The organism is Comamonas sp. MYb396 (genome assembly GCF_037479555.1).
Classification (GTDB): Bacteria; Pseudomonadota; Gammaproteobacteria; order Burkholderiales; family Burkholderiaceae_C; genus Comamonas.
Map to the genome: position 1 here is coordinate 240,830 of NZ_JBBGYU010000008.1, position 18,395 is coordinate 259,224.

The window sequence follows — 18,395 nt, forward strand, 5'->3', positions numbered from 1 at the left end:
GCGTCTCCTCGGTAAAAATTCAAAACACTGCGGCCGGGGCCTCGATGGCCTCCAGCCCGCGCCGGGCCAGGGCCTGGGCCATGGCGCCCACCTCCGAGGCGTTGTCGGCCACCGCATTGCCCCGCGCGGCGCGGGCAGCAATGCCTTCAAAAATGACGGCCCAGCGCATGAACGCAAAGGCCCAGTGGAAAGGCGCGGCCTGGCGGGCCGGATCGCGGCGACCGGCGCGCTGGTAGAAATGCGCCAGGTAGTCGGACTCGGACGGAATGCCCAGCGCTGCCAGATCCAGCCCGCGCAGCCCGCCAAACTCCTCGGGCAGGGTGCGCCAGGCCACGGTGTTGAAGGCCACATCGGCCAGCGGATGGCCCAGGGTGGACAGCTCCCAGTCCAGCACCGCGACCACCTTGGCTTCGGTGGGGTGGAACAGCAGGTTGTTGAGCTTGAAATCACCATGGGTCAGCGTGGTTTCGTCATCGCTGGGGCGGTTGGCGCCCAGCCAGGCCAACAGCGCATCGATGGCCGGGTTGGGTGCAATGCGCGACAGATCCCACTGCTTTTGCCAGCGGTGCAGCTGCCGCTCAAAAAAGCCGCCCTCCTTGCCAAAGCCCTCCAGCCCGGCGGCGCGCCAGTCCACCGCATGCAGGGTAGCCAGGGTGTCGGCCATCGCCAGGTAGATCGCGCGGCGCTCTGCCGGGCGCATGCCGGCGAGCGCGTTGTCGTTGAAGACGCGCCCCTCGACCTTTTCCATCAGGTAGAAAGGCGTGCCGACCACATCGCTGCCCGCGTGGTAGAGCAGCATCTGCGGCACGGGCAGCGCCGTGCCTGCCAGCGCCTTCATCACGCGGTACTCGCGGTCTACCGCATGGGCCGATGGCAATACCTCGCCCGCAGGCTTTTTGCGCAGCACCATGTGCCGGCTGCCATAGCTCACAAAAAAGGTCGGGTTGGACTGCCCGCCGCCAATCGCCTGCAGCGCCATCTCACCCTGCAAGCCTGGCAACTGCGCGCGCAGAAAGTCGTCCAGGCGGGCTGGGTCAAAGGCTTGCGGGTGGCTAGAGGGGGTGCTGGAGGAGGTCATCGAGCAAGGGGTTGGGGTGGGTTGCAATGGCGTGCAGGCAAAGCTGCGCCCCGGCCGTCCGCAGACGGCATCGTGGGGTTGAGCTTGGAGAAAAGGCGCTTAGTGGCGCGCAGGACGGCGGGCCGCCAGGGCGGCCGAGCCAGGGCGGTGCAAGGGAGCAGCTGGGCTTTCCGCCAGGCGGATGAGGAATGCAAACATGGCTTGTCTCCTGTCTTTGCTATTTTTTGCCATCATGGGGCCAGCCACCCCACCCAGCCCCCACCCGATGTGGGTGGCTCGGGTTTCCCCCTGCGGTGTTGGCGATCAGCCCTGCACCAGGCCGAGGTCGCGCGCGCGGGCCACGGCATCATCGCGCCCCACCACCTTGAGCTTGCCGTAGACATTGCGCAGATGCCATTTGACGGTCTCAGGCGAGATGCCCAGCACCTGCGCAATGCGCTTGTTCGACATGCTGTGCGCAAGCGCCCGCAGGATCTCCAGCTCCCGCTCGGACAGAGGCTCGCTCAGCCCCGCATCGGCGGGCTGCGGCTGGGCACGGTAGCGCTGCGATTGCTGCTGCAGCCGCTCGACATAAAACGCGAGCAAGGGATCGGAGCCGCCAAAGGCCTGGGCGCAGGCCCCGGCCAGCACCAGCGCGGGCTCGCCCAAGTCCAGAATGCTGCGCACCAGGCCCAGCTGCTGGCCCTGCAGCAAGGCATCACGCATGACCTCCAGCGCCTGGTCCTGGTGCCCCAGGCGGCTCAGCAGCAGGGCACGCAGCACCAAGGTGGCGCAGCGGTCGCGCCGCTGCAAGAGCGCGCTGTCGTCCTTGCCGCGCTCGCCCAGCGCCTCCAGCGCGGCGCGGTCGTCGAGGTTGGCCTCGTGGTACAGCGCCTGCGTGTAGCGGGCCATGCCGGTGATGCGCAGGCTCACGGGGCTGCGGGCATCGGCATGGCGCTGGGCCAGCAGCTCGATCTGGCGCAGCATCTGGCGCGCGCCTTCCCTGTCGCGCATCTGCAGCAGGCAGCGCACGCGCTCGCCCATCGCAAAGGCCAGCAGCCGGTCCAGCGAGCGGCGCTGCGCGATTTCTTCGATCCGCGCCAGGCCCTCGATCGCTTCGAGCGGGTTGCCATCGAGCCGGCTCAGACGTGCGCAGACCAGGGCCACGGTCACCAGCGCATCGGGCAGTACCACGCGCTCGGTGGTGTCCAGCCGGCCATCGAGCAGCTGGCGCAGCTCGTCGAGCTCATTCGTCTCATACAGCACGGCCGCCAGATAGGCGGCGGCATTGCAGGCCATCTCGCTGTGGCGGCCCAGCGTTTTTTCAGCATGGGCGAGCGCCTCGCGCAGCACCGGCTCGGCCTGGCGCACATCGCCGGCATAGAGCCACGAGAGACCACGCAGCGATTCGGTCATCAGATGGCCAAAGGCCGAATCGAGCAGCGGCGAGCCGTCGTCGCGCAGCGGGGGCGAGCCGCGCAGCACCTCGCGGGCCTTGTCGTACTCGGCGCTGTGCCCATACATCCAGCCCAGCAGATTGCGCTTGCCACCCACCAGCACGGCGTCATCGCCCTGCTGGATGGACATCAGCTCGGGCAGCAAGGCCTGCGCGGTGCCCAGGTCGTCCTCCTGCAAGGCCAGCGAGAAGGCCAGCAGCACGCAATGCGCGCGGCCTTCATGGTCGCGCTCGCCCAGCTGCGCGCGCAGCGCATTCAAGGTCTCATGGCAGGCGGTGAGCTTGTAGTAGCACAGCTGGGTCCAGCCCAGCCACAGCAGCAGCGCGGGACGCGCATGGACGGTGGCACGCGGCAGCTCGGACACCGCGCGCACCAGCTGCTGCAGCTGGCCGTTCAAAAACAGCTCGCGCGCCCAGCGCTCCACCCAGTGCACGGCCTGGTCCATGTCCCCTGCCTCGACCGCATGGTGCACGGCATCGCGCAGATGGCGCCGGGCGCCCAGCCATTGCGCCAGGGCCGCGTGGGTGCGCTGGCGCTCGGCCTGCGGCAGCGATTGGAAGCGGGTGAGCAGCAGCTCGCGAAACAGCGGGTGAAAGCGGTACCAGCCCTGGCTGTCGGCATCCTGCAGCGGTAGCACAAACAGGTTCTCGCGCTGCAGGCGCTCGAGCAAGGCGGGGCCCACGGGCTCACCGGCAATCGTGATCGCCAGCGCCTGGTTGAAGCTGCGCGCCGCAGCCAGCCGCGTCATTGCGTCGATCTCATCCTTGTCGACCCGGCACAGCACCTCGCGGTTGAAGTAGGCGGTAAAGTCCTGCGCGTTCTGCACCGGCGACGCGGGCGTGCGCGGCTGCAGTGCCAGCAGCTGCAGGCCAGCGGCCCAGCCATCGGTTACCTCGAGAAGCTGACGCGCCACGGCCGGGCTGGTGCTGCGCGGCTGGCGGGCCTGCAAAAACTGCTGCACTTCTTCCAAGGTAAAGCGCAGCTCGGTAGGCCCGATCTCTTCGAGCAAGCCCTGGTCGCGCAGGCGCGCCAGGCGCAGCTGGGGCATGCTGCGCGAGACGATCACCAGCCGCAAGGCGGGCGGCGCAAAATCCAGCAAGGTCTGCAGCGCCGCGCCCGCGCGCATGTCGCCCATGTTCTGCCAATCATCGATCACCACCAGCAAAGGTCGGCTGCGCGCCAGAAAAGCGCGCAGCAAGGCGATCACGATGGCATCGGCCCGCGCCTCGCCGCCCCGGTTGGACAGCAGGCGTGCCTCGCGCGCGATGTCGCTGTCAATGCGGTCCAGCGAATCGAAGAGCGCCGCCATCAGCGCCTGGCCATCATCGCCGGGCTGCACCGTCACCCAGGCTTCGTCATGGCCAAAGGTCAGCGCTTGCGCGCGCCACTGCAGCGCCAGCGAGGTTTTGCCACTGCCCGCCGGCCCGTGGATCAGCAGGCAGGTTTTATGGCGGGCCTCGGACAGGCGCGCCAGCAGATGCTTGCGCTCAATGCGCCGGGGCTCCAGTCGGGGAAGTGTGTGGTTTGTCTCGGTCACTGTTTTTATCAATGCGCGGCATGTTTATCCCCTAATAGTGCCACGACTCAGTGTTAGAGACGCTCGATCACCGTCACATTCGCCATGCCCCCGCCCTCGCACATGGTCTGCAGCCCGTAGCGGCCGCCGCGCTGGTGCAGCGCATGGACCAGGGTGGCCATCAGCTTGGCGCCGGTGCCGCCAAGCGGATGGCCCAGCGCAATGGCGCCGCCGTTCACATTCATGCGCTCGGGATCGGCCTGCAGCGCCTGCAGCCAGGCCAGCGGGATCGAGGCAAAGGCCTCGTTGACTTCGTAGAGGTCGATGTCGCTCAGGCGCATGCCGGCCTTCTTCAAGGCCAGCTGGGTGGCGGGCACCGGGGCCTCCAGCATGATGACAGGGTCATGGCCCAGCACGGTCATATGGTGGATGCGCGCCAGGGGCTTGGCGCCCAGGCGGCGCAGGCCGCGCTCGTTGACGATCAGCACGCCGCTGGCGCCATCGCACATCTGGCTGGCATTGGCTGCGGTGATCAAGCCGCCCTCCTGCAGCAGCTTGACGCTCTGAATGCCTTCCAAGGTGGCTTCAAAGCGGATGCCCTCGTCCACCGCATGCAGCTCCTGCGTCAAGGCGCCCGTGGCATCGCGCACTGCAACGGGCAAAATCTCTGCGGCAAAGTGGCCGGCGCGGCTGGCAGCTGCGGCGCGCTGGTGGCTTTGCAAGGCGTAGCGGTCCAGCGCATCCTTGTCCAGGCCGTACTTGCGCGCCACCATCTCGGCACCAATAAACTGGCTAAAGACCGTATCGCCATAGCGGCTGGCGATGCCGGGGCTGTGGTAATGGCCCAGCCCGGCCTTTTGCGCCAGGCCGCCCGGGCTGCCCATGGGCACGCGGGTCATCGATTCGACGCCGGCGGCAATCACCATGTCCATCGCGCCCGACATCACCGCCTGCGCGGCAAAGTGGATGGCCTGCTGCGAGGAGCCGCATTGGCGGTCGATGCTGGTGCCGGGCACCGATTCGGGCAGCTTGGAGGCCAGCACCACATTGCGCGCCACATTGCTGGACTGCTCGCCCACCTGGCTGACGCAGCCCAGAAACACATCGTCCACAGCGGCCGGGTCGGCATCGACACCTTCCACCAGCGCATTGATGACCTGTGCGGCCAGATCCACGGGATGCCAGCCGGCCAGTTGGCCACCTCGGCGGCCACCCGCCGTGCGTTGCGCCGCCACGATAAAAGCTTCGGACATGGGACTCCTTTGTCTCGTCATTTTTAGAACATGCTCAGGAAGAGTTTAGGCGCCCCCCGCCCCGGCCTGACCACCCATAACGGGTGGCTGGCGATGTTTGGCGGCAGCGCGCAGCCCCCTCGTCCTACAGACGGGCGGGCAGCGATTGGCGAAGATGGCGACCCATAATTACCGGGGAACCGCATGGATACCATCAACAACAATACAGCGGCCGATCCGACGCCTCCTTCGCCGCCGCTGATCCCCACCCAAAGCGGCACCTTGGAGCTGCACGACATCACCATCGTCGACAAGGTCAAGCTCAGAAAGGCAATTTCTGCCGCCGCGCTGGGCAATGCCATGGAGTGGTTCGACTTTGGCGTCTATGGCTTTGTCGCCTTTGCGCTGGGCAAGGTATTTTTCCCCGATGCATCGCCCAGTGTGCAGATGATTGCCGCGCTGGGCACCTTTTCGATCCCGTTCCTGGTGCGCCCTTTGGGCGGCATCTTCTTTGGCGTGATGGGTGACAAGTTCGGCCGCCAGAAGGTGCTGTCGATCACCATCATCATCATGGCCGCCAGCACCTTCTGTATTGGCCTGATACCGTCCTACGCCAGCATTGGCATCTGGGCGCCGATCCTGCTGCTGCTGTGCAAGCTGGCGCAGGGCTTCTCGGTGGGCGGTGAATACACCGGCGCCGCCATATTTGTGGCCGAGTTTGCGCCCGACCGCAAGCGCGGGTTTCTGGGCAGCTTTCTGGACTTTGGCTCCATCGTGGGCTTTGTCACCGGCGCGGGCGTCGTGGTCCTGCTGCAAAGCCTGCTGAGCGAGGCGAGCTTTCTGGACTGGGGCTGGCGTGTGCCCTTCTTCCTGGCCGCGCCCCTGGGCCTGGTAGGCCTGTACCTGCGCCATGCGGCCGAAGAAACGCCCGCTTTTCAGCAGCAGCTCGACCAGATGGAAAAGGACGACCAGGAGGACGTGGAGAACCGCCCGCGCATCTCCTTCAAGGAAATCGCGACACGCTACTGGCGCCCCTTGCTGGTATCGGTGGGCCTGGTGCTGACCACCAATATCACCTACTACATGCTGCTGACCTACATGCCCAGCTACCTGTCACACAACCTGCACTACTCCGAAGACCATGGCGTGCTGATCATCATCGCCGTGATGATCGGCATGCTCTTTGTGCAGCCGGTGATCGGCCTGGCCAGCGACCGCTTTGGCCGCAAGCCCTTTGTGATCGTTGGCTCCATAGGCCTCTTGGTGCTGGCCATCCCCGCGTTCCGGCTGATCATCAACGGCCAGATCGCGCTCATCTTTGTTGGCCTGTTCATGCTGGCCATTGTGCTGAACTGCTTTACCGGCGTGATGGCCTCCACCCTGCCCGCGATGTTCCCGACCCGCATCCGCTACAGCGCGCTGGCCGCCTCGTTCAACATCGCCATCATCGTCGCAGGCCTCACGCCCACCATCACCGCCGCCTTGGTCGATTCGACCGGCAGCCTCTACCTGCCCGCCTACTACCTGATGTTTGTCGCAGTCGTCGGCATCATCACCGGCATCTTCATGAAGGAAACCGCCAACCGCCCCCTGCGCGGCGCCACGCCAGCGGCCTCCAGCAAGCAGGAGGCCAAGGAGCTGCTGATCCAGACGCTGGACCACATCGAGCAAAGCGTGGAAGACATCGATGGCGAGATTGCCAAGCTGCAAGAGCAGATTGCGGCGCTGGAGTTGCGCAAGCAGAAGTATGTTGATTTGCATCCTCGGCTGGATTGAGTCGGAGATCGCAGCGCTCAGGCATTCCACACGTCTGGAGGCACTGAGCGCAGGCGCATTAACCGGCTTCCCAGGCGGATCGGAATGTCACGGTCGCTCCGCGCTGGATTGGCGACCCTGGTGCGGGTGAGATGCGATAGGCGCAGCCGTAGCCGGCAAAATCGCGGTCGTCAGGGCCGTGGATGGACTTCTCTTTGGGCACCAGACCCTTGGACTGGAGATAGGCGCCGTATTCCATATCGCAATCGGCACGCGGCTTGGGCACCGTCAGCGTTGAGGTGACGGTGGCGGCAGATGCAGGGGCTTGCGACTGCAGCGCTGGTACGCATGCAGGGGTCTCCAGGCCTTGGCCAAAGCTGAGAACTGCAGGATGCATACCTGCGAATTCCTGCACAGCCACATGGCGGTACTTCTGCGGTGTGCAGTTGAACCCCAGTTCGCTGACCACCCAGTCCTCGGATTCCGATTTCTCCATCGCATCGCGCCAACGGCTTGCGGCCTCGATCACGGCATCCTCGACAATCGGAACACTCAGCGCGACCGACATGAAGCCCTCCGCACGGCTGCCCTCCGCAGTCCAGTAAATGCTGGGGTCATAGGCGTTGCCACACATTGACAGGCAATCTGCCAAATAATTGCCCGGCCGAAAATACTGCTCCGCCATTGCAAAGGTCAGTTCGCTGGGCTTGATCGGCTTGTCGGCGCCGATGAGCGGCCCCACATCGACCGAGCAAGCGCTGGACAAGGCCAGTTGCACGCCCACAATGGACTGCTTGGCGTCATCTGTTGTCAGCAAAAACTCGCAGCCCTGCAGATCAAACTGCTGCTGATTGCCCTCGATGCGCTTGGCCGGTCCTGCTATGCGCTCCACGTACTGGAGATTCAAGCCAATGGCCTCTCTGGACGCAAGCATGGCTTGCAGCTGCCCGGTGGGGTTCTTGTTGGCCGGTGCCTCTGCCTGCATGGGGGACTGGGGCGCTTCTGCCTTGCCAGATTTGTCCCAGCAGCCTGTCAATCCGACAGCTGCCAGCACACAAAACGCCGTCTTGGATAGCGCCATTTTTTTCAGCTTCTTCAATTCCATCATCTCGCTTATCTTTCTTTGAGGACTCATTGCTGCAGATCGCTGCGGCAATGCTTGCACTTGATCGCCTTGCGCTGAATCGGCTCGGCACAGAACGGGCAGCTCTTCAGATCGGACCCAGCAGCTGTTGGCGCACCAGAGCTATGCGCATATGACGGCGGCGCCTGGTAGCTTGATCGGCGCTCCTCACGGCTGCCAAAGATCAGCCGAAACCAGAAGCTCCAGATCTTGACAAACAACCAGAGCAGCAAGGGCAGAAAGACAAGCACCAGCAGGATGCCCCCGCCTCCTCCGCCGGCATGGGCAGCCCCTGGAAACAACAGCAGTGGCAATAAACGCTCAAGCTTCATAACGCGTCCTTTCTTGAATCTGTGGGGCGGTTCACCAGAGCCAGGCAAAGGGGCCCTTCATGGCGGCAGCCTTGCGCGCAAACTCTTGTTTGGAAAGCACCAGGTAGCGGATACCTTCCACCACGGCGATGAGCCCCGGGACGTAGGTCCAGCACAAGAGGATGTAGACAATCCCCCAGCCCCATGCGCCGGTGTAGAACTTGTGGATGCCAAGGCCCCCCAGGAGCAGCGCCAGCACACCTGCGGTGACCTTGCTTTTCTCGGATTCGCCTGCATCCAGTGCTTCGCTCATGCGCTGCCCAGCCCCGCAGCTCGGGCAGGCCAACGCAGACAAGTGCAATGGCTTTGCACAGGCGTGGCAAAACACCATGGTGGGGCTCTCAAAAGCTTGTTGATCCATTTTTCTTACCTCCGTTGTATGAACTGACTGCCTGAGACATCAAAGCTGCGATCCGATCGCACCCAGCAAGCCGACGACACCCAGAATCAGCCCGGCAATGGCCATGCCGGCACCCTTGTTTTGCTTGGCCAGGCTGATACCGCCAAGCACGATGGCAACGACAGCGATCAGCGCGCATCCAATGACCTGGTCCTGGTCCCAATCGTTGGGATCAAACAGCGCAAGCGCCACGATGACGCCGCAAACCAGCGATGGCACTGGCAACCACAAGGAGCCGCCCTGTGCGTGGGCCAATGTGCTGTGCGCAGTGACCGCACCGCATTGCGGGCAGCTTTGTGCTGTCTCATGAATCTGATGGCCGCAGCCTCGGCAAAAGGACATGGTTTTCTCCTGGTTATCGGTTGTCAAAAAAGTGGGCAAAGCTCCGCCTATCCGCGCATCAGGCGGTTCTCATCAAAAAAGCGAAGGCAAAGCATTCCCCTACCGGCTTTCGCCGGCAGAAATTCCTAATGGGGGAAACGCTGGAAAGGGGGCGTGCTTAGTCGCTCAGCCCCACATAGGTTTTCAGCTGGGCATCCAGTTCTGCCTGAAGTCCGTCAGGACGGACGACACGCACATAAGGAATCCAGTAGCGCACGATGGGGAGGATTTGGTTTTGGTGGGCAATCAAGCCCGACACCAGAATCTCGCCATCCTTGAAGGTCATCTCGATCTTTTGGCTGCCAATCAGCTGGCGCCGTTGGAAATAGGATGCCGCTGGCGGCAGTACCTTGAGCACCACCTCGGTTTTCTCCTGGTTGAGCCAGACCGTGTCTTCCTTCTGCAGGTAATCCACCACCTCGGTATCCGGCGTGAATGCATCCATGCTCACCAGCAGGCGGTCAATGCGCGATACCGCATAGGACTTGACCTTGCCTTGGTCGGTGGCCTGCAAGTACCAAACGCCTTCGTTCAGCACCAGCTTGTAAGGATTCACTTTGAGAATCTTGCGTGTGTCATCTGGCTTGCTGTATTCAAATTCCACTACCAAGCGGTCCTGAATCGCCGCACGCAGCTTGGCAATATCGGGCTCCTTGTCGCGAATATCCTCGGCCTTGGTGCCATGCACCAGCAGGGAACCGCGCAGACTGTCATCGAGCAAATCCCCCAGAAACTCGCCCGACAAAGCTGGCGACATGCCCTGGAGCCCTGCCAGCGATGCAATGCGCTGCACGTCGCGCTGGCTGTAGGTGCCCAACTTATAGGGCGGCAGCGAATAGCGATTGCTCTTCTTCTCCAGATTTAAAAAGCTGAAACGTTCATTGAGATCGCGGCGGATCGTGCGTTCGGTCACTCCGAATTCGTCCGCCAGACGCTTGATGACAAGCGTCTCTCCTGCGTTCAGCCGCCGAAGAATGGCGCTCAAACGGTAGGCGATGGTGTCGATGGAGGAAGTGGAAGAGGACATTGCTAGTGAGTCGTTTTTGGGGTCAACGAAACACATCGTAAGCGAATGAATGGTCAGCCTGCGTCCGAAAAAAAACTTTTTTGCCTCGTATAAACGGACAGTTAGACCGCACAATGACCACACACTTTGACGAAGCAATTGCACCCTTGTATCAAGGGAATGCAGAATGTAACGTCGCCGTCAACGCCCAAAACAACGAAGGAGTTGAAAAATGGTCCGTCCTGTCGGCCCCAGATCCTGGACCTGCACATCCTGCGGATGGAAGCATGTCACAGCCGGTGGGTCTGATGTGCTCGCCCCCTGGATCGATATCGTTCCCTACTGCCCGGAGTGTGGGAGTGAGGACTTCGAGACCAAGGCAATACCAGGTTTCGTGGCACCTTTGGTGTCGAGGTATGCACGGTTTTTGCAAGCGGTGGGCAAGAAGCGAAATTAAACGAATAGCTGTCATTTTTCAGCTATCAAATCAAAAATCGAAGCTAACTAGCAAATAACTTATATGAATGAAAAATTCGAGTCTTTACGCGATAGCGGCCTGAGCAATGAGGATCTCAAGAAAATTCTTGAGCAAGTGAAGAATACTGAAGTGAATGTGTTGTTGATCGGTGGAACGGGAGCCGGCAAGAGTTCCACCGTCAACGCGCTTTTTGCGACTCAGGGCAGTACTATGCAACACGCCGCTGTGGGGGAAACTGCAAGGCCTGAAACCATGGAGGTAGTTCAGCACCGCCTCAAGAATCTGGTAATTTGGGATACCCCTGGTCTTGGCGATAGTGCTGAAAAAGATAAGCAACATTGCCACAAGATTGAGGAGGCACTGCAGCAAAAAGACGGCAAGGGACGACCACTGATTGATCTTGTGTTGCTGGTACTGGATGGATCAAGCCGCGACTTCGGGTCTGCCTACACCTTGATAAAGAACGTGGTCGGCCCTCAACTGGCAATAGGAGACGAGAACCGGCTGCTTATCGGCATTAACAAAGCCGATAAAATTATGCATCATAAATTCTGGGATGAAGATACCAACCAGCCAAAACCTGAACTGACGGCGAAGCTTGAAGCACAAGCACATGATGTTAAACAACGCATTCAGGATGACACCGGTTTCAGCCCTGACGTTGTCTACTACTCGGCTGGCGAGTGGCACGAGGGCCAGCGGATTCAAGAGCCTTACAATCTGCTGAAGTTACTGAGCTTTGTGCTCGATCACCTCCCTAACAAAAAGCGCGCAGCGCTGGCCAACGACATTAATCGCGATGAAGATAATTTTAAATCAAACGATGCCAAAGCTGACTACCAGGCAGAAGTAAAAAAATCCGTACTCGATTCTCTTGGTGAGATTGCATCAGATGTTCTGCAAAAAGCAGGTTCAATAATTGGCACTGTCTTGTCAGACCCCAAAGTTACGGGGCTGCTACTGACCGCGGCAACTGGATTTATCGAATCGCTTCTGAGCCCAAAAAAAGATAAAAAAGATAAGTAATCCATTAATCAATCATAAATAACGGAGTACCGCGACGGACTCCACCTCAAGAAAATAAAAATGGCATATCGCAAAGACAAAGATCTCGAATTTTTTGGTGACATGACCGATGAGGCACTCCACGACCTGGTGGAGGCGGTTACCAAAGACAAGGATGGAAAAACCTGGATTTCGGAAGAACTGACAGGAAAAGATATCTACAAAAAAAACTATCCCAAGCATTCTAAATACTGGCAGGATGTTGCTGCCGAAATCCAATGCTTCGGTGCCAACAGCATCGTCACGTTGTTTCGGGGCGGTGAAGGAGTTTTATACCGCGAGGTACTTGAAGATGTGTGCGACAAGGCAAAGGTGAATTACAACAGCAACCAGCCAGTTGCCAAGATCGAAGAACAACTATTGATCAAGATGCTCGGAGACGCAACAGAGGCGATGTCGGCAGAGGATCGTGAGAAATTCGCAAAAACAGCTGGCTTGAATGCTGCAGCAGGCCTGACTCCTGAAGGACTATTGTTTGCGACTCAGGCCGCATTTCTTGCGGGAGGGATGCAATCTTACAAGCTGACTTTCATGATTGCCAACTATATGAGCCGAATGTTGCTTGGACGAGGGCTGACATTCGCAGCAGGAGCCACAGTATCACGTACCCTTGGCGTACTCGCTGGCCCCATTGGCTGGACGGTAACCGGTGCCTGGACTGCCTTTGATCTCGCTAGCCCTGCGTTCCGTGTAACTCTGCCAGCAGTTATTCATGTAGCGATGTTACGTAAACAGCACCAGGCTCAACGCGAGGGAATTTTCCGCGCATTCGAAGACGAATTCAAGGACTTTCGGTAAAACGGCAGATTAAAGAGTAGCTGTTAGCTGTCACAACCCGGACGACCTTCTTTCTAGAAGATCCCTATCCAAGCTGCTCCCCTTACTACCAACGCAAATAAAAATTAAAAAATGAGGAAAATATGTCACTATTAGGAACCATTTTGGAATGGGGTACTAAAGCATTTAAATTTGTTAATTCTATAGTACCAAAGGCTAAAAAATTCATCGACACCATCGCAGATATGGGAGCGGATGCGGGAAAATCCATCAATACTGGTGATATTCGCAACCTACCTGAGCACCCCAACAGAAGAGAAAAGCTTCCTTGGGAAGCGCCCCCTTTGGAAATACCATCAAAAAATCGGACCAACTGGTCAGCTATTAAGCTTGAAAACAAGGTTAATCAACTTGAACACGCATTGACACAAACCCAGCATAGGCATCACGAAATTCAACATAATTCCTATATACGTGCAGAATTACTTGAAATTGTCATGCGAATGCAGGCATTGGCGCGATACAGTTCTAACATCAGCATTCACATGGCGAATTTGGAGATTCATCTACAGACCATTCGTAATGTCAGCGGCTTGCTCAATGATGTAAATCGACAACGCACTGCGGTAAAGGTTGTGATGAGAACCCTCAACCACATGATCAATGTGTTGGGCGTGGATTCCAAGGTTCCACGTATTCAAGGTATAGATATCGACAGTAAAGATGGTGCGATTTCCATCATGGCTGCTTACAAGGCATTCCAGAAGACGCAGGACCTCATCCGCAAGGAAGTGCTTGCATTCGGCGCAGAAAATGAGGATCTGAGAAAGAAGGCCGTGGCCCTCAGGCTCCAATGCAATACCGCACAAAAATTCTGGATCGATGATTTTGTCCTCAAGCGAGTGAGCTACAGCAATGAAGTTGCCAAACAGCTTTTCGAAGGCCTTTCTGCAGTGCCTCTGTTGGGGCGGGATGCAGAGCATCAATTAAGACTAGGCAACATTGGAAGTGACTGAATTGACTAGATGTCTGGCAACTTGACCTTTGCTCTCTGGTCGCACACGATCTGCGGGGTCCGCTTCCTGCTGATCGGTGGATTAGCGGGAGTGAAGCGGGTTCTGTCATGGCGGGCCTTGGTCCATAGCAAATGACAGGTACCTCTATCAGCGTCGGAACCGATAGTCTTGCGCCACGAACCAATCATTGAGCCTGTCCACAGTTGTGCTGGTCGCGGAGCGTAGGATTTGCCAGATATGGCTTTGCCAGTATCTGTGCTCTTTCAAATTGCTCCTCGGGGTATGGCGAACCCAAAGTCTTCGTAGCTGTACACAGCCTTGCCAACGCAACTGATGGCAGAGCTGCCTTATTGCGTTGGCATCTGACCATCAAAACAACTTGTCATCGCGACGCTGGTTGTGACTGCCGGTGATCCGACCGTCCGGTGGCTGAAACTCGAATTTTTCAGTCTGAGCTCGATACTCTGGCTCCTCACGAAGAAAAATCCAGGTGTGAGAACACTCAGGGTTTTGCTTCATGGCGAACAACGAACGGGTTCGAGCACAAAAAGAACGAGTTTTAGAGCGTACACAAGCAGATTTCCCCGCGGGGCCGCAGCCCACGCAGGTACGCTGGAATTCGCTCATCTTGGAGCAGGTCGAGAGATTGTGAATGCCGACCAGCGACAGCTCGCTAGCTCTTCAACGCTTGCCCCCGGGCTATGGATGCTCCAGCGCGGCACTGGAGCTGCGACCCTCCCTCCTCAACCGGGCACCCCACCCTTTGCGAACAAGATGACCCCACCACCGGTGCCATCCTGCTGTCACCCGTGTTGGGGATACGCAGCGGTGGCTTCGCTAGACTGCAGAGACAACAACCATTGATGCAAGGAGACAACCATGCAACGCCGTACTTTTGCCGCTGTAGCAGCCAGCATTGCCGTTGTGGGCGCTGCGGGTTTTGCCGCGCCCGCCGTGGCACAGGCTGATTACCCCAACCGGCCTATCGTGCTGATCGTGCCCTATGGGGCGGGGGGTGTGAGTGATGTGGTGGCCCGGGCGCTGGCCCTGTCGATGGGCAAGCAGTTGGGCCAGTCGATCATCATCGAGAACAAACCGGGTGCCGGGGCCTCGATGGGGGTGATGGACATGAAGAATGCCAAGCCCGACGGCTACCGGCTGACCTTGAGCCCGGTAGCGATATTCCGGCAGCCGCATATCCAGAAGGTGGCCTACGATCCGGTGGCCGACCTGAGCTATGTGGCGGCCTTTATGTCGTATGACTTTCTGCTGGCCGTGGCGCAGGATTCGCCGTACAAATCGGTCAAGGACATTGTCGATCAGTCCAAAAAGCAGCCCGGCTCGGTCGATTACGGCACACCCGGCAAGTTTTCGGCCAACCATGTGCTGATGGCTTTGCTGGAGAAGAAGGCGGGCGTGCAGTTCACCCACGTGCCGTACAAGGGCGATGCCGAGGCGGTGAATGCCTTGATTGCGGGCCACACCAAGACGGGAGTGTTTGGCAATACGGTGCTACCGCATATGCAGTCAGGCAAACTGCGTGCGCTGGCCATTGCCTCGGAAACACGCCCTCCCGCCTTTGCCAATGTGCCGACCTTCCGTGAGCAGGGCTATGACGTGGTAACGCCATCGCCGCTGGGCATTGCAGGCCCCAGGGGCCTGCCGCCAGAGATTGTGCGCAAGCTCGAAGTCGCCGTGAAGTCTGCCATGGACGACCCCACCTTTCAGCAGTCGGCCGCAAACTATGGCGTGCGGCTGGAGTACCGCAATGCCCAGGATTACAGCGCCTTCGCGAAGAAGGCCTTTGCCGAAGAGGGCACGATTGTGCAGAGCATTGGGCTGGATTAAAGCGTCGCTGGTAGATTGACAGGTGCCGGGGTGAGTGCCGGAGCCGTCATCAGCTTTTGTGCAGACTGGCCACCCTCCCATCCCGCCCTATAGCGTCGATAAGGAACTGAGCAGCGCGCAGCCCTGAGGCTGTGTGGCTGCCGCCCTGAAGGCAAGCCAACGCACATGGATGGCGTCCTTCATGTCGAACCGCGTAAGCATGGCCCAGCGCCTGGTCACGGACATGCGCCGCAATCAACGCAGGCCACACCCCGACAAGACGCGATTCAGCGATGAGTGAAGAACACACCACCCCCAGACGAAGAAAAACCCCTGAGTGCGAACACTCAGGGGTTTGATTCTTGGCGGAAACGGAGTCCGCCATGATGATGTTCAAAGCAGACCAGAGAAGACCATTTAATTGTTGATTTTTATGTAATTTTTATCATATCACGTTCGCCGACGTTCGCACAATTTCATCAACAGCCAATGTTTTATGTGGGCATAATGTGGGAATAGATCTACTACTTCATGCACCATGCCCAAAGTCGCCAAACAACTTTCAGACCGTGCTGTCGCGGCCATCAAAACGGAAGGCAGACACGCCGTAGGAGGCATTGCCGGACTGCACCTTCGCATCTCTGCTGGCTATCGCGGATGGATACTGCGAGTGCAGGTTGGCGACCAGCGCAAAGACATGGGCCTTGGCCCGTATCCGGCAGTCAGCTTACTGGAGGCTCGAGACAAGGCCAGAAAGATCCACGATGATCTTCGAAATGGTCAGGTCCCCATATCTCCCAAGGTACGACAACGCAGTCTTATCGCATCCAAGGCAGCCACCGAAAAGACCTTCTACTGGTGCGCTTCCGAATACCTCAAGACAAAAGCACCAGAGTGGAAGAACGCTAAGCACCGCCAGCAGTGGGAGAACACCCTTGAAGCCTATGCGATGCCGCATCTGGGACAACTGAGTGTTTCGGTCATCGATCTTCCACACATCCTTGCTTGCTTAGAACCCATCTGGAGCACGAAGAACGAAACTGCGAGTCGCCTGCGGGGACGAATTGAGTCGGTGCTCGATTGGGCTACTGTCCGCAAATATCGTAGTGGTGAGAACCCAGCTCGCTGGAAAGGCCATCTCGACAAAGTGCTGGCAGCCCCAGGCAAGATTCAGAATGTAGAACACCACAGGGCCATACCAGTAGATGACATGCCTACCTTTATGCAGGACTTACGCACGCGCGCAGGCATTGCAGCTAGAGCTCTTGAATTTCTCATCTATACAGCAGCACGCTCCGGAGAAGTGAGAGGTGCGCAGTGGTCTGAAATCGACCTAAACAAAGCAGTATGGACTATTCCTGCTGCACGAATGAAGGCCGGAGTGGAGCACCGGGTACCGCTATCTCAGGTCTCATTGAAGCTACTGGCTGATATGCCTAGTATTGAAGGCAGCAATCTAATATTTCCAGGAACTAAAGGCCAGGTCCTTTCCGACATGACTATGACCGCCGTAATGCGGCGGATGAAATCTCCCGCCGTTCCTCACGGATTCAGATCAACTTTTCGTGATTGGGTTGGAGAAAAAACTCAATTTCCACGAGAACTGGCAGAGCAAGCATTAGCACATACATTGGAAAGTAAGGTAGAAGCTGCTTATCGGCGAGGAGATGCACTGGAGAAGCGTCGTGAAATGATGGAAGAATGGTCCAAATTCATTACCTTGACAATACCGTAAAAACATATTGACATTAGATCACCTAAGATATCGGCAATGGAAATCTAAATCTCACCCCCTTCATCGCTTGAGGATGTTTTGGGCCGAACGACGTTTTTCTTAGAATTCTCTGACATAGATAGGCGATACTCCATGGCAGGTGATCCGCCCCAAAACTGATTAGGTAAATTTAAAAGAGATTTATACATGGTTGCATTGACTTGTGATTGATAAGCAACCCTACCTCTCTCACATAGAATTTTTAAATCATTTTTATTAACCGAATTGAATATTAAGTCTAGTAAATTTGCTCTTGTTACACCAACTTTTGCTGCCAATTGCTCAATTACAAGCTCGGTCTTCCGTTCAATTGAAAAACTACATGGCTTTTTTTTGCCGTTATCCCGGGTATTTTTGTTATTATAATTTGACCTAATTTTTCTAAAGATCAATTCCCTTTCAGCCTCAGAACCATGCAAATGAAAAAACCTTCTGATATCAGCAAGATTAAAAAATGGAATGTATATAGATCCAGATTTTGAAAAGAAATTATTAGCCGCATCTAACCTGCCTTGATCTAAACCAACTCCAGACCTAAACCAATTAATTCTCGAGTTCCATTTAACCAAATGCCGCAATTTAATTTTCAGAGAATCAAATTCTTTATTAACGACGTCTATCGAGTAATTTGAGACATCACAGAAGCAAGCTACCGTGTGCTCCAAGTCATATTGCAAATTAGAAATTTCATCCACATTACAATTACCAAATGCATGAATTTTCGATAGTTCAGCGAAAACAACTTCCCTGTCCAAGTGAAAAAGAAAATCAAATTTATCTACAGAAGTTGATTCTTTTACCCCAATCCAATGCAGATCGGAATAAACTTTATGGGCTTCATCAGACCCTTGAACATTAGCATCGAGACAGCGCGAATGAATGCAACTCCCAACAAATGCCCTCAACCCCTCAATGGGAATTAAAGACAAATTCAAATCGAGGCGCAAATAAATCGCCATAGATCTCAATTTCCTGAGTGTTAAATTCACCTTTGGAAATATCTGTTGCAATGCAGCTTCAGCAGTATGGGCTTCTTGAATAAATTCAGAGGGATGAATCCTTGAAGAATTTAGCCTGATAAAATTATTTTTCATTTAACTTATATCGCGATATAATTTCAGTGTAATTATGATGTAATTTCATTTATTTTTCAATACTTT

General features: G+C 57.3%; 15 protein-coding genes. 6 read left to right on the forward strand and 9 right to left on the reverse strand.

Annotated features, from left to right (window positions below; translation table 11 throughout):
* Positions 1–19: 19 nt before the first annotated feature.
* From WH265_RS18685 to WH265_RS18695, 3 genes are all read right to left on the reverse strand, one after another.
* Positions 20–1,078, reverse strand: coding sequence for a phosphotransferase family protein (locus WH265_RS18685; protein WP_339559265.1), 1,059 nt, complete (start codon positions 1,076–1,078; stop codon positions 20–22).
* Positions 1,079–1,381: 303 nt separating this feature from the next.
* Positions 1,382–4,051 carry a LuxR C-terminal-related transcriptional regulator gene (locus tag WH265_RS18690; RefSeq protein ID WP_339559266.1) on the reverse strand — a complete coding sequence of 890 codons (2,670 nt, stop codon included), beginning with the start codon at positions 4,049–4,051 and terminating at the stop codon, positions 1,382–1,384.
* 53 nt (positions 4,052–4,104) lie between these two features.
* Positions 4,105–5,283 carry an acetyl-CoA C-acetyltransferase gene (locus WH265_RS18695; RefSeq protein ID WP_339559267.1) on the reverse strand — a complete coding sequence of 393 codons (1,179 nt, stop codon included), beginning with the start codon at positions 5,281–5,283 and terminating at the stop codon, positions 4,105–4,107.
* Positions 5,284–5,466: 183 nt separating this feature from the next.
* Between WH265_RS18695 and proP the strand changes: the two genes are divergently transcribed.
* Complete coding sequence (gene proP, locus WH265_RS18700; RefSeq protein ID WP_339559268.1) at positions 5,467–7,038, forward strand: glycine betaine/L-proline transporter ProP; 1,572 nt, start codon at positions 5,467–5,469, stop codon at positions 7,036–7,038.
* Positions 7,039–7,096: 58 nt separating this feature from the next.
* Here proP and WH265_RS18705 read toward each other — a convergent pair whose 3' ends face one another.
* From WH265_RS18705 to WH265_RS18725, 5 genes are all read right to left on the reverse strand, one after another.
* A complete protein-coding gene (locus tag WH265_RS18705; RefSeq protein ID WP_339559269.1) occupies positions 7,097–8,182 on the reverse strand; it encodes a hypothetical protein in 1,086 nt (361 codons plus the stop codon).
* Complete coding sequence (locus tag WH265_RS18710; protein ID WP_339559270.1) at positions 8,149–8,472, reverse strand: hypothetical protein; 324 nt, start codon at positions 8,470–8,472, stop codon at positions 8,149–8,151. Before WH265_RS18710 ends, WH265_RS18705 begins: the two co-directional genes overlap by 34 nt.
* 31 nt (positions 8,473–8,503) lie before the next feature.
* Complete coding sequence (locus WH265_RS18715) at positions 8,504–8,872, reverse strand: TM2 domain-containing protein (RefSeq protein WP_339559271.1); 369 nt, start codon at positions 8,870–8,872, stop codon at positions 8,504–8,506.
* 39 nt (positions 8,873–8,911) lie between these two features.
* Complete coding sequence (locus WH265_RS18720) at positions 8,912–9,253, reverse strand: DUF4190 domain-containing protein (RefSeq protein WP_339559272.1); 342 nt, start codon at positions 9,251–9,253, stop codon at positions 8,912–8,914.
* Positions 9,254–9,410: 157 nt separating this feature from the next.
* Positions 9,411–10,319 carry a helix-turn-helix transcriptional regulator gene (locus WH265_RS18725; RefSeq protein ID WP_339559273.1) on the reverse strand — a complete coding sequence of 303 codons (909 nt, stop codon included), beginning with the start codon at positions 10,317–10,319 and terminating at the stop codon, positions 9,411–9,413.
* A gap of 499 nt (positions 10,320–10,818) precedes the next feature.
* On the opposite strand from WH265_RS18725, the gene WH265_RS18730 reads away from it, so the two are divergent.
* The 5 genes from WH265_RS18730 to WH265_RS18750 all read left to right on the forward strand — a co-directional run bounded on the left by WH265_RS18730 (position 10,819) and on the right by WH265_RS18750 (position 17,196).
* Positions 10,819–11,802, forward strand: a complete 984-nt coding sequence (locus WH265_RS18730) for a GTPase family protein (RefSeq protein WP_339559274.1) — start codon at positions 10,819–10,821, stop codon at positions 11,800–11,802.
* A 60-nt stretch (positions 11,803–11,862) separates the two neighbouring features.
* The gene (locus tag WH265_RS18735) at positions 11,863–12,639 is read left to right on the forward strand and encodes a DUF3944 domain-containing protein (protein ID WP_339559275.1); all 777 of its coding nucleotides are present in this window, start codon (positions 11,863–11,865) and stop codon (positions 12,637–12,639) included.
* 122 nt (positions 12,640–12,761) lie between these two features.
* Positions 12,762–13,634, forward strand: a complete 873-nt coding sequence (locus WH265_RS18740; protein ID WP_339559276.1) for a hypothetical protein — start codon at positions 12,762–12,764, stop codon at positions 13,632–13,634.
* 879 nt (positions 13,635–14,513) lie between these two features.
* Complete coding sequence (locus WH265_RS18745) at positions 14,514–15,482, forward strand: tripartite tricarboxylate transporter substrate binding protein (RefSeq protein WP_339559277.1); 969 nt, start codon at positions 14,514–14,516, stop codon at positions 15,480–15,482.
* A gap of 517 nt (positions 15,483–15,999) precedes the next feature.
* Positions 16,000–17,196: a tyrosine-type recombinase/integrase gene (locus WH265_RS18750; protein WP_339559278.1), complete on the forward strand. Its 1,197-nt coding sequence runs from the start codon at positions 16,000–16,002 to the stop codon at positions 17,194–17,196.
* 44 nt (positions 17,197–17,240) lie between these two features.
* Here WH265_RS18750 and WH265_RS18755 read toward each other — a convergent pair whose 3' ends face one another.
* Positions 17,241–18,329: a hypothetical protein gene (locus WH265_RS18755; RefSeq protein WP_339559279.1), complete on the reverse strand. Its 1,089-nt coding sequence runs from the start codon at positions 18,327–18,329 to the stop codon at positions 17,241–17,243.
* Positions 18,330–18,395 lie beyond the last annotated feature (66 nt).

What these genes read in the sequence shown, in the direction of transcription:
- WH265_RS18685 (WP_339559265.1), bottom strand. Translation starts at nt 1,078, where the DNA reads ATGACCTCCTCCAGCACCCCCTCTAGCCACCCGCAAGCCTTTGACCCA.
- WH265_RS18695 (WP_339559267.1), bottom strand. Translation starts at nt 5,283, where the DNA reads ATGTCCGAAGCTTTTATCGTGGCGGCGCAACGCACGGCGGGTGGCCGC.
- proP (WP_339559268.1), top strand. Translation starts at nt 5,467, where the DNA reads ATGGATACCATCAACAACAATACAGCGGCCGATCCGACGCCTCCTTCG.
- WH265_RS18710 (WP_339559270.1), bottom strand. Translation starts at nt 8,472, where the DNA reads ATGAAGCTTGAGCGTTTATTGCCACTGCTGTTGTTTCCAGGGGCTGCC.
- WH265_RS18715 (WP_339559271.1), bottom strand. Translation starts at nt 8,872, where the DNA reads ATGGATCAACAAGCTTTTGAGAGCCCCACCATGGTGTTTTGCCACGCC.
- WH265_RS18720 (WP_339559272.1), bottom strand. Translation starts at nt 9,253, where the DNA reads ATGTCCTTTTGCCGAGGCTGCGGCCATCAGATTCATGAGACAGCACAA.
- WH265_RS18725 (WP_339559273.1), bottom strand. Translation starts at nt 10,319, where the DNA reads ATGTCCTCTTCCACTTCCTCCATCGACACCATCGCCTACCGTTTGAGC.
- WH265_RS18730 (WP_339559274.1), top strand. Translation starts at nt 10,819, where the DNA reads ATGAATGAAAAATTCGAGTCTTTACGCGATAGCGGCCTGAGCAATGAG.
- WH265_RS18735 (WP_339559275.1), top strand. Translation starts at nt 11,863, where the DNA reads ATGGCATATCGCAAAGACAAAGATCTCGAATTTTTTGGTGACATGACC.
- WH265_RS18740 (WP_339559276.1), top strand. Translation starts at nt 12,762, where the DNA reads ATGTCACTATTAGGAACCATTTTGGAATGGGGTACTAAAGCATTTAAA.
- WH265_RS18745 (WP_339559277.1), top strand. Translation starts at nt 14,514, where the DNA reads ATGCAACGCCGTACTTTTGCCGCTGTAGCAGCCAGCATTGCCGTTGTG.
- WH265_RS18750 (WP_339559278.1), top strand. Translation starts at nt 16,000, where the DNA reads ATGCCCAAAGTCGCCAAACAACTTTCAGACCGTGCTGTCGCGGCCATC.
- WH265_RS18755 (WP_339559279.1), bottom strand. Translation starts at nt 18,329, where the DNA reads ATGAAAAATAATTTTATCAGGCTAAATTCTTCAAGGATTCATCCCTCT.